At 68.9% G+C, this 8,955-nt stretch carries 11 protein-coding genes; 9 read left to right on the top strand and 2 right to left on the bottom strand.

Annotated elements, in window-relative coordinates:
- Positions 1-276 (bottom strand): hypothetical protein (locus G6021_RS16865; RefSeq protein ID WP_206682635.1); only part of this gene is annotated, 276 nt, incomplete at its 3' end.
- A 154-nt stretch (positions 277-430) separates the two neighbouring features.
- On the opposite strand from G6021_RS16865, the gene arsB reads away from it, so the two are divergent.
- Both arsB and G6021_RS00355 read left to right on the top strand, forming a co-directional pair.
- On the top strand, positions 431-1,525 hold the full coding sequence (arsB, locus tag G6021_RS00360) for an ACR3 family arsenite efflux transporter (protein ID WP_241731326.1): 1,095 nt from the start codon (positions 431-433) through the stop codon (positions 1,523-1,525).
- Positions 1,522-2,028: a low molecular weight phosphatase family protein gene (locus G6021_RS00355; protein ID WP_182640450.1), complete on the top strand. Its 507-nt coding sequence runs from the start codon at positions 1,522-1,524 to the stop codon at positions 2,026-2,028. The genes arsB and G6021_RS00355 overlap by 4 nt, the downstream gene beginning before the upstream one ends.
- Here the strand turns inward: G6021_RS00355 and G6021_RS00350 are convergent.
- Positions 1,991-2,416, bottom strand: coding sequence for a pyridoxamine 5'-phosphate oxidase family protein (locus G6021_RS00350; RefSeq protein WP_179523623.1), 426 nt, complete (start codon positions 2,414-2,416; stop codon positions 1,991-1,993). The two genes, G6021_RS00355 and G6021_RS00350, sit on opposite strands and share 38 nt — an antisense overlap.
- A 179-nt stretch (positions 2,417-2,595) precedes the next feature.
- Here G6021_RS00350 and ectA point away from each other — a divergent pair, with 179 nt between their 5' ends.
- From ectA to G6021_RS00315, 7 genes are all read left to right on the top strand, one after another.
- Positions 2,596-3,108 (top strand): diaminobutyrate acetyltransferase, encoded by a 513-nt coding sequence (ectA, locus tag G6021_RS00345; protein WP_179523622.1) that lies wholly within the window; start codon positions 2,596-2,598, stop codon positions 3,106-3,108.
- Positions 3,109-3,172: 64 nt separating this feature from the next.
- Positions 3,173-4,468, top strand: coding sequence for a diaminobutyrate--2-oxoglutarate transaminase (gene ectB / locus G6021_RS00340; protein ID WP_179523621.1), 1,296 nt, complete (start codon positions 3,173-3,175; stop codon positions 4,466-4,468).
- 40 nt (positions 4,469-4,508) lie between these two features.
- Positions 4,509-4,931 carry an ectoine synthase gene (locus tag G6021_RS00335; protein ID WP_182640449.1) on the top strand — a complete coding sequence of 141 codons (423 nt, stop codon included), beginning with the start codon at positions 4,509-4,511 and terminating at the stop codon, positions 4,929-4,931.
- An 85-nt stretch (positions 4,932-5,016) separates the two neighbouring features.
- The gene (locus G6021_RS00330) at positions 5,017-6,387 is read left to right on the top strand and encodes an NAD(P)-binding domain-containing protein (protein ID WP_182640448.1); all 1,371 of its coding nucleotides are present in this window, start codon (positions 5,017-5,019) and stop codon (positions 6,385-6,387) included.
- Positions 6,384-7,328 (top strand): bile acid:sodium symporter family protein, encoded by a 945-nt coding sequence (locus G6021_RS00325; protein WP_182640447.1) that lies wholly within the window; start codon positions 6,384-6,386, stop codon positions 7,326-7,328. The genes G6021_RS00330 and G6021_RS00325 overlap by 4 nt, the downstream gene beginning before the upstream one ends.
- Positions 7,325-8,269, top strand: a complete 945-nt coding sequence (locus G6021_RS00320; RefSeq protein WP_182640446.1) for an SDR family oxidoreductase — start codon at positions 7,325-7,327, stop codon at positions 8,267-8,269. The genes G6021_RS00325 and G6021_RS00320 overlap by 4 nt, the downstream gene beginning before the upstream one ends.
- A 71-nt stretch (positions 8,270-8,340) precedes the next feature.
- The coding region (locus tag G6021_RS00315; protein ID WP_182640445.1) for a PIG-L family deacetylase at positions 8,341-8,955 on the top strand (615 nt) is incomplete at its 3' end.

Here is an 8,955-nt window from a genome sequence, read left to right as displayed (position 1 = left end):
TAACAGGCCCGAGCCGAACAGGACGCCTGGGACGTCCAGCAGGCCCGCAACCCTGAGCCGGACACCGCGGACGGCGACCTGCTGTCCGAGCCCACCTACTGGGCCCGCCGTGCCGCCCGCCACCGCGCAGAACGCGCCCGGGCCGACCGCTCCGGCCCCGATCGCGCGAGTCCTGATGGCACCAGGCCTCCCATCGGTCGCTGGTGGGATCGCAACAAACCGGTGGTCAGCCGTGCCGAGGAGCAGGTTCACCAGCTCCTCGACGAGATCCTCCACCCGCCACCGTTCTGAGCTCGCACAACCCGGTGGCGTGCGTCATACATTGACCGACATCGATGGATTGCCTAGGGTTGGGCGCATGAGCACCCAGGTATCGGCGACCGCCGGCCCCCCTTCCCCCGCCGATCCCGACGCCCCGGTCGCCGCGCGGATGTCCTTCCTCGACCGCTACCTGGCCGTGTGGATCCTCGCGGCCATGGCTCTCGGGCTCCTGCTCGGGCGTCTGGTGCCCGGTATCGCCGAGGCGCTGGAGGCGGTCGAGGTCGGAGGAGTCTCGGTCCCCATCGCGGTCGGTCTGCTGGTGATGATGTACCCCGTCCTGGCCAAGGTCCGCTACGACGAGACGCGTCGCGTCACCGGGGACCGCAGGCTTCTCCTGCTGTCCCTCGCACTGAACTGGCTGGTCGGTCCCGCGCTGATGTTCACGCTGGCCTGGCTGATGCTGCCGGACCTCCCCGAGTACCGTACCGGCCTGATCGTGGTCGGCCTGGCCCGCTGCATCGCGATGGTGTTCATCTGGAACGACCTCGCATGCGGCGACCGGGAGGCTGCGGCGGTGCTCGTCGCGATCAACTCGGTGTTCCAGGTGATCGCGTTCGCGGGCCTGGGATGGTTCTACCTCCAGGTCCTCCCGGGCTGGCTGGGGCTGGAGACCACCACCGCCGGGTTCTCGGTATGGGCGATCGCGCTGAGTGTCCTCGTGTTCCTCGGTATCCCGCTGCTGGCCGGGTTCCTCACCCGGCACTTCGGCGAGAAGGCCAAGGGGCGGCAGTGGTACGAGGAGTCCTTCCTGCCCAAGATCGGTCCGTGGGCGCTGTACGGCCTGCTGTTCACCATCGTCGTGCTCTTCGCGTTCCAGGGCGACACCATCATCGGACGGCCTCTCGACGTGGCGCGGATCGCGCTGCCCCTGCTGGCCTACTTCATCCTCATGTTCGGCGGGAGCCTGCTCGCCGCCCGTGCTTCAGGCCTGAACTACGCCAAGTCCACCGCGGTCGCCTTCACCGCCGCGGGCAACAACTTCGAACTCGCGATCGCCGTGAGCATCGGCACCTGGGGAGTGGCGTCCGGCCAGGCGTTGGCAGGGGTGGTCGGGCCGCTCATCGAGGTGCCCGTGCTCATCGCGCTCGTGTACGTGAGCCTGTGGGCGGGCAAGCGTCTGTTCAAGGGTGACCCGACGGTCCCGAACGCGATTCACCAGGACATGTCGGCCTCCGGCCGCTCGCCTGAGGATGGTGCTCGATGACGCACCACGCTCCGGCGCGCCCCACGGTCCTGTTCGTGTGCAAGTCCAATCGTGGCAAGTCCCAGATGGCGGAGGCGCTACTGCGTCACGCGGCGGGGGACGCGGTGGAGGTCCACTCGGCCGGTACGCGACCCGCGCTGGGGCAGTCCCCCAACGCAGAGGCCGTGGTCGCGCTCGCCGAGCTCGGCGCCGACATGTCGGGCGGCACCGCGGCGGCGGTGGATCACGACATCATGCGCCGCGCGGACCGCGTCGTCGTACTCGGGACGGCCGCACGGCTCGAGCCCGTCGACGGGATGCGCTCGGCCATCGACGTCTGGGACACCGATGAACCGAGCGAGCGGGGAATCGACGGGGCGGAGCGGATGGCGCTGATCCGCGACGACATCGACGCCCGCGTGCGACGACTGTGGGCCGAGTTGAACGACCGGCCGACCGGTTCCGCCGACCGGGCCGGCAGTTCGCCTAACCCGTATACCGCTCCGGCTCCTCGCCGAAGGTGAAGCCGCGGCCCGAGATCTGCTCCGGTGTGATCTCCACGAAGTTGTACTTGAGCGTGGGGATCCACGGCTTGAGGTCGAGTTCCTCGGCGCGGTTGATCTCAGCGAAGCTGTCGAGCCGTCGGGCTTCGCCCCGGACGACCACCGACCACGCCTCCTCGTCCTGGATGTGGTCGACCTGGAAGACCACGTCGGGGTGAACGGTGAGGCCGGCGAGCTTGCTGCCCTCCGCCGTGCGGAAGAAGATCCTGCCCTCCGTCGACAGCGCGTAGTTGACGGGGAAGATGTCGGCCCGCCCGCCCGAGACGGTGATCAGACGGCCGAGCGACTCGGTCGCCAGCAACTCGAGTGAGCGGCCCTCGTCGAATTCGGTGATCGGGTTGTGGTCCATGAAAATATTCTCCCAGGCTCCGGCCCGGTAAGGAAGACCATCGCGACCACGGACGGGGCCGCACCGGGTGACGGACGTCACTGCACGGCGGTCACCTGCGGACTCGCCCGGCAATCGGGTAACGATCCGGCGAAGGTAGATGCGGCAACCGGTCCACGTCATTACGGTGGTGAGTACCTATGAACCCAGGAGAACGAGAAGCACCCCGTAACCCTGATTCGTCCGACGCGGTTTTCCGCCCGCCCACGGCGGCAGACGGAAATCGCATGTGGGAGATCGCCCGCGACAGCGGAGTACTCGACCTGAACTCCTCCTATGCCTACGTGCTGTGGGGAGCGGAATTCTCCGAGAGTTCGGTGGTCGTCGAGGTCGAGGGCCGCGTGGTCGGCTTCGTCACCGGATTCCTGCGCCCCTCGGAGCCGGACACGATCTTCGTCTGGCAGGTGGGCGTCGACGCGGACCAGCGCGGTAAGGGTCTGGCCGCACGGTTGCTCCACAACCTCATGGACCGGCTCGCCGAGCGCGGCGTGGTCCGCCTGCGCACCACCATCAGCCCGGACAACGAGGCGTCCCAGCGCACTTTCGGCGCCGTCGCGCGCGATCGGGGCATGACGTTGTCCAGCGAGGACTACCTCGGCGCCGAACTGCTCGGTGACGGGCACGAACCCGAAGATCTCTACACGATTTCCTAACAGGGCGCCCGGACGCATCCGTCCGCCGCCGCCCGACACCATTGTTGATGGAGTGATCACCACCATGACCGAAGCCACGCACGACGCCAATCTGGACACCTCGATCTTCTCCGACCGCGAATCCGAGGTCCGCAGCTATTCCCGCAACTGGCCGGTGGTGTTCGACACCGCGAAGGGTGCGAAGCTCACGACCGTCGACGGGGACGACTACCTGGACTTCTTCGGTGGCGCCGGCGCACTGAACTACGGCCACAACGACGACGACATGAAGAGCGCGCTGCTCGAGTACATCCAGCGCGACGGCGTCACCCACTCGCTCGACAAGTACACCGTCGCCAAGCGCGCCTTCCTCGAGACCTTCACCTCGACGATCCTCGAGCCGCGGGGGTTGGACTACAAGGTGATGTTCCCCGGGCCGACCGGGACGAACGCCGTCGAGTCGGCCCTCAAGCTGGCCCGCAAGGTCACCGGCCGCGAGGCCATCATCAACTTCACCAACTCGTTCCACGGCATGACCCTCGGGTCGCTGTCCGTCACGGGTAACTCCATGAAGCGCGCCGGTGCCGGGATCCCGTTGGTCCACGCCACGCCGATGCCGTACGACAACTACTTCGGCGGCGTGACCGAGGACTTCCAGTGGATGGAGCGCGTACTGGTCGACTCCGGTTCGGGCATGAACCGCCCGGCGGCCGTGATCGTCGAGTGCGTCCAGGGCGAGGGCGGTATCAACGCGGCACGCGCCGAGTGGCTGAAGGCCCTCGACGAGCTGTGCAAGCGACACGAGATCCTGCTCATCGTCGACGACGTCCAGATGGGCTGCGGCCGCACCGGCGAGTTCTTCTCGTTCGAGTTCGCCGGCATCAAGCCGGACATCGTCACCCTGTCCAAGTCGATCGGCGGCTACGGCCTGCCGCTGGCGATCACCCTGTTCAACCGCGAGCTCGACGAGTGGACCCCGGGCGAGCACAACGGCACGTTCCGCGGCAACAACATGGCGTTCGTCACCGCCGAGGTGGCGCTGCGGAAGTACTGGTCGGACGACAAGCTGCAGAACCGCACGCTCGAGAACGGCCGGATCCTCCGCGAGCGCTTCTCCCCGCTGGTCTACAAGTACGAGGGCAAGCTCGAGCTCCGCGGCCGCGGCATGGCCTTCGGTATCGCCTTCCTGGAGAAGCCGGAGCTGGCCGCAGAGGTCATGGCCCGCTGCTTCGACAACAAGATGCTGGTCGAGACCGCCGGCCCGAGCGACGAGGTCGTCAAGTTCCTCGCCCCGCTCATCCTGACCGACGAGGAGCGCGACCGCGGAATCGAGATCTGCTACGAGGCCGTCGACCACGTCCTCGCCCAGCAGTACCTCTGAGCCCGCCCGGACCACCACACCTTCCCCGAGGAGGCACCACATGATCGTTCGCACCACCGCAGAGATCACCGACACCGACCGCCACATCAAGGGCAACAACGGCAACTGGGAGTCCAAGCGCATCGTCCTGGCCGACGACCGGGTGGGGTTCTCGTTCCACGAGACCACCATCGCCGCCGGCACGACGAACGACTTCCACTACGCCAACCACATCGAGGCCGTCTGGTTGACCCGTGGCAAGGGCATCCTGCGGGACCTCACGAACGACACGGAGTACCCGCTCGAGGCGGGCTCGATGTACCTGCTCGACGGCCACGAGAAGCACCAGGTCATCGTGGAGGAGGAGATGCAGATGCTCTGCGTCTTCAACCCCCCGGTCGTCGGCGACGAGAACCACGACGAGAACGGCATCTACCCGCTCCTGCGCCTGCAGGACGACGGCACGGTCGTCCGCGAGAAGTAGCGCCCGCCACCCTCCCCGGTCGGTTTCGTTCAGTGCGAACGAAACCGGCCGGGGATTCTCGCGTTCTGGGGCAGGATCTGTACCCGTGCCCAATCCTGACACCCGTCCGATCGCGATCATCGGAGCCGGCCCCTCCGGCTTGGCCGCGGCGCGGAACCTCGACCGCCAGGGCGTCAACTGGGTGGGCTTCGACCTCGCCGACGACGTCGGGGGCCTGTGGAACATCGACTCCCCGCGCAGTACGGTCTACGCCTCGGCGCACCTCATCTCCTCCGCCCGGACCACGGAGTTCGCCGAGTTCCCCATGCCGGCCGGCACCCCCGACTATCCGGATCACCGCCGGTTGCTGGCCTACTTCCGCGACTTCACCGACCACTTCGGCCTCCGCGAGCGGTTCCGCTTCGGAACCGAGGTGGTGCGGGCGGAACCGCTGGGCGACGATCCGAATTCCGGGTGGCGGCTCACCGTCGGGACGACGGGCGACGACGACGAGGTCGGCAGCGGCACAGTGGATGACGCCGGGGAGTTCTCGGCCCTGGTGATCGCGAACGGCACCCTCTCCGAGCCCAGGATCCCGGAGTTCACGGGGCACTTCGATGGCGAGCTCCGCCACACCAGCCGCTACAAGCACCCGCGGGAGCTGGCCGGCAGGCGGGTCCTCGTGGTGGGTGGCGGCAACAGCGGCTGCGACATCGCGGTCGACGCAGTGCACCACGCCGAGTCCGTCGACATCAGCGTGCGGCGCGGCTACCACTTCGTACCCAAGTACCTCTTCGGCAAGCCCGCCGACACCCTCGGGTCGGGCGGCCGACCCCTGCCGCCTCGGATCAAGCAGTTCATCGACTCTCGGGTACTCAAGGCGTTCACCGGCGACCCGACCCGGTTCGGCTTCCCGGAGCCCGACCACAAGATCTACGAGTCCCACCCCGTCGTCAACAGCCTGATCCTCCAGCACGTCGGCCACGGCGACATCGGGGTCCGCGCGGACATCGAGCGTCTCGACGGCCGCACAGTGCACTTCCGTGACGGCAGCACAGGCGAGTACGACCTGGTCATGCTCGCCACCGGCTACGTGCTGGACTACCCGTTCATCGATCGTCGCCACCTCGACTGGGCCGAGGGCGCCGCCGCACCGGACCTGCACCTCAACATCTTCCCGGCGGCCCGCGACGACCTGGCGGTGCTCGGCATGCTCGAGGCGTCCGGCATCGGCTGGCAGGGCCGCTACGAACAGGCAGACCTCCTCGCCCGCTCTCTCGCGGCACGCCGTGACGACTCACCAGCCGGGCGTGCGGCCCTCGCCGTCGTCGATTCCTCCCGGCGCGGCCCCCGCCCGGACCTCACTGGCGGCTACAAGTACCTCGGGCTGGACCGGATGGCCTACTACGTCAACAAGAGCGCCTACCGCGACACGGTGACCGGGTTGGTCGCGCGCATGGAGGGGGCCGCGCGATGAACGTCGACGACGTCCGGATCGCATTCGACTCCGGCTCACTCACCACCCTCAAGATCGTCCTGGGGCTGATCCTGTTCGGCATCGCCATGGACACCCGGCTCTCCGACTTCCGCCTGGCGCTGCGCAAGCCCAGGGCCTTCGCGGTGGCGGTGATCGCCCAGTTCGCGCTGTTGCCCGGGCTGACATACCTGCTCACGCTGCTGCTCGGGGTGCAGGGGTCGGTCGCGCTCGGCATGATCCTCGTGGCGTGCTGCCCGCCCGGCAACGTCTCCAACATCCTCACCCACCGGGCGCGCGGCGACGTGGCGCTGTCGGTGTCGATGACCGCAGTGGGCAATGTCCTGGCGATCGTCATGCTGCCGCTGAATTTCGCGTTCTGGGGGCACCTGCACCCGACCGGCCGCGACTACTTCACCGAGATCAGCGTCGCGCCGTGGGACATGCTCAGCGAGGTGCTGCTGGTCATCGCGCTGCCGTTCGCGCTGGGGTTGGTCGTGTCGCACCTGCTTCCGACGGTCGCCGCCCGGACCCATCGCGTGGTGGGGATCGCCTCGTTCGTGGCGCTGGGCGGGATCATCGTGATCGCGGTCGCCAACAACTGGGCGCTGTTCGTGGCCTACATCGGGGTCGTGGCGGTGGCGGTGTTCCTCCACGACGCGCTCGCGCTGGGGCTCGGCTACGGCATCGCACGCGGGTTCGGGCTCGACGTCCCCGCGCGCAAGGCCATGACGTTCGAGGTGGGCATCCGCAACGCCGGCCTCGGGCTGCTGTTCGTGTTCAGCTTCTTCGACGGGCTCGGTGGAATGGCCCTGGTCGCCGCGTGGTGGGGCGTGTGGGACATCATCGCCGGGCTGGTGGTCGCGGTGGTGTGGGCGCGGCGGACCAGGGACGCCGGCGCGGGCACAGTCGATCCGAACCCTGAGAAGGTGGGCACGTCATGAAGGTCCTCGTCACCGGTGGCAGCGGATTCCTCGGCACCGGGGTGGTGGCCGGGTTGGCCGCCGCCGGGCACGAGGTGACCGGCGGGGATCTGCGGGTGCCGGACGCCCCCGCCGTCTCCGGGGTGCGCCATGTCCGACTCGACGTGACCGACCCCGCAGCTGTCTCGGCGACCGTCGCCGGGCACGACGCCGTGGTGCACCTCGCCTCCGTCGTGGACCCCGACGGGATGGGCCGTGACGCCGCGTACCGGGTGGACGTCGACGGCTCCCGCCACGTCCTCGACGCCTGTATAGAACATGGCGTCCGCCGACTGGTCGTGTCCTCCTCCGGAGCCGCGTACGGCTACCACGCCGACAACCCCGTCCCGATCAACGAGGACTGGCCCGTACGGGGCAGCACCGCGTTCGCGTACAGCCATCACAAGGCGCTGGTCGAGCAGATGCTGGCCGGCGCCCGCCGCGACCACCCGGGGCTCGAACAGGTGGTCCTGCGTATCGGCACGATCCTCGGCGACGCCGTGGACAACCAGATCACCGCACTGTTCCACAGGCCGCGGCTGCTGGCGATCCGGGGCTCGGACTCGCCGTTCGTCTTCGTCTGGGACTCGGACCTGGTGGAGATCGTCGTCCGCGCGGTCGATGCCGGGCCGCCGGGTGTGTACAACGTCGCCGGCACCGGCACGCTGACGCTCGGCCAGATCGCCGAGCGCCTGGGCAAGCGCACCCTGGCCATCCCGGAGGTGGTTCTCAAGGCCGCCCTCACCGTGGGCAGGGCGCTGCGGGCCACGCGGTACGGGCCGGAACAGACCGGCTTCCTGCGGTACCGCCCCGTCCTGGACAACACGCGGCTGCGCGAGGTCTTCGGCTACACGCCCGACTCCACCAGTGCTCAGGCCTTCGACCGATGGCTGGCCGGTCACCCCGACGCCGGAACCCGCTGACGGCGCCGATGCGCACCCGGCCACCGGTCGGGTCCGCTCCGCGCGCGGCGGTCGCAGGGCAGAATGTCCGGGTGCCGACCATCGTGTTCCTCCACGCCCACCCCGACGACGAGACCTCCCAGACCGCCGGGATGATGGCGCTGGCCTCCCGGGAGGGGCATCGCGTGGTGACGGTGTTCGCCACGGACGGCGACCACGGCGAGCGCCCGGAGCACCTCGGACCGGACGGTGATCTCGTCGAGCACCGGCGCGGGGAGGCCCGGGCAGCGGCGGCGGTGTTGGGCGTGGCCCGGATCGACTGGCTGGGTTTCCGCGACTCGGGGATGACCGGGTGGGAACAGAACGACCACCCGCTGTGCCTGCACCGCGCCGGCGTGGACGAGGCCGCAGGCCGGGTGGCGCGGATCCTCGACCGTGAGGACGCCGACGTCCTGGTGGGGTACGACCACCACGGCAACTACGGGCACCCCGACCACATCGCGGTGCACCGGATCGCCCGGCGCGCGACGGAGATGGCCGCGCGGCGACCGCGGCTGCTGGAGGCCACGACCAACCGGGACGCCCAGCTCGAGATGATCGACAGTCCTGCGGCGGCGGAATTCATGCAGACGCTCGCGGCCGGAGGGATGGAGCTGGACGTGGACCGGATACGGCAGGCGATCCTCACCGGGGACGACGGCCTGCCG

The organism is Dietzia sp. CW19, from assembly GCF_014145265.1.
Lineage (GTDB): Bacteria > Actinomycetota > Actinomycetes > Mycobacteriales > Mycobacteriaceae > Dietzia > Dietzia natronolimnaea.
The sequence above is the reverse complement of the archived record's forward strand: the minus strand, read 5'-3'. Positions and strand labels throughout refer to the sequence as shown.

Bases quoted from the DNA above. Each gene is read 5' to 3' on its own strand.
- arsB (WP_241731326.1), top strand. From the start codon at position 431: ATGTCCTTCCTCGACCGCTACCTGGCCGTGTGGATCCTCGCGGCCATG.
- G6021_RS00355 (WP_182640450.1), top strand. From the start codon at position 1,522: ATGACGCACCACGCTCCGGCGCGCCCCACGGTCCTGTTCGTGTGCAAG.
- G6021_RS00350 (WP_179523623.1), bottom strand. From the start codon at position 2,416: ATGGACCACAACCCGATCACCGAATTCGACGAGGGCCGCTCACTCGAG.
- ectA (WP_179523622.1), top strand. From the start codon at position 2,596: ATGAACCCAGGAGAACGAGAAGCACCCCGTAACCCTGATTCGTCCGAC.
- ectB (WP_179523621.1), top strand. From the start codon at position 3,173: ATGACCGAAGCCACGCACGACGCCAATCTGGACACCTCGATCTTCTCC.
- G6021_RS00335 (WP_182640449.1), top strand. From the start codon at position 4,509: ATGATCGTTCGCACCACCGCAGAGATCACCGACACCGACCGCCACATC.
- G6021_RS00325 (WP_182640447.1), top strand. From the start codon at position 6,384: ATGAACGTCGACGACGTCCGGATCGCATTCGACTCCGGCTCACTCACC.
- G6021_RS00320 (WP_182640446.1), top strand. From the start codon at position 7,325: ATGAAGGTCCTCGTCACCGGTGGCAGCGGATTCCTCGGCACCGGGGTG.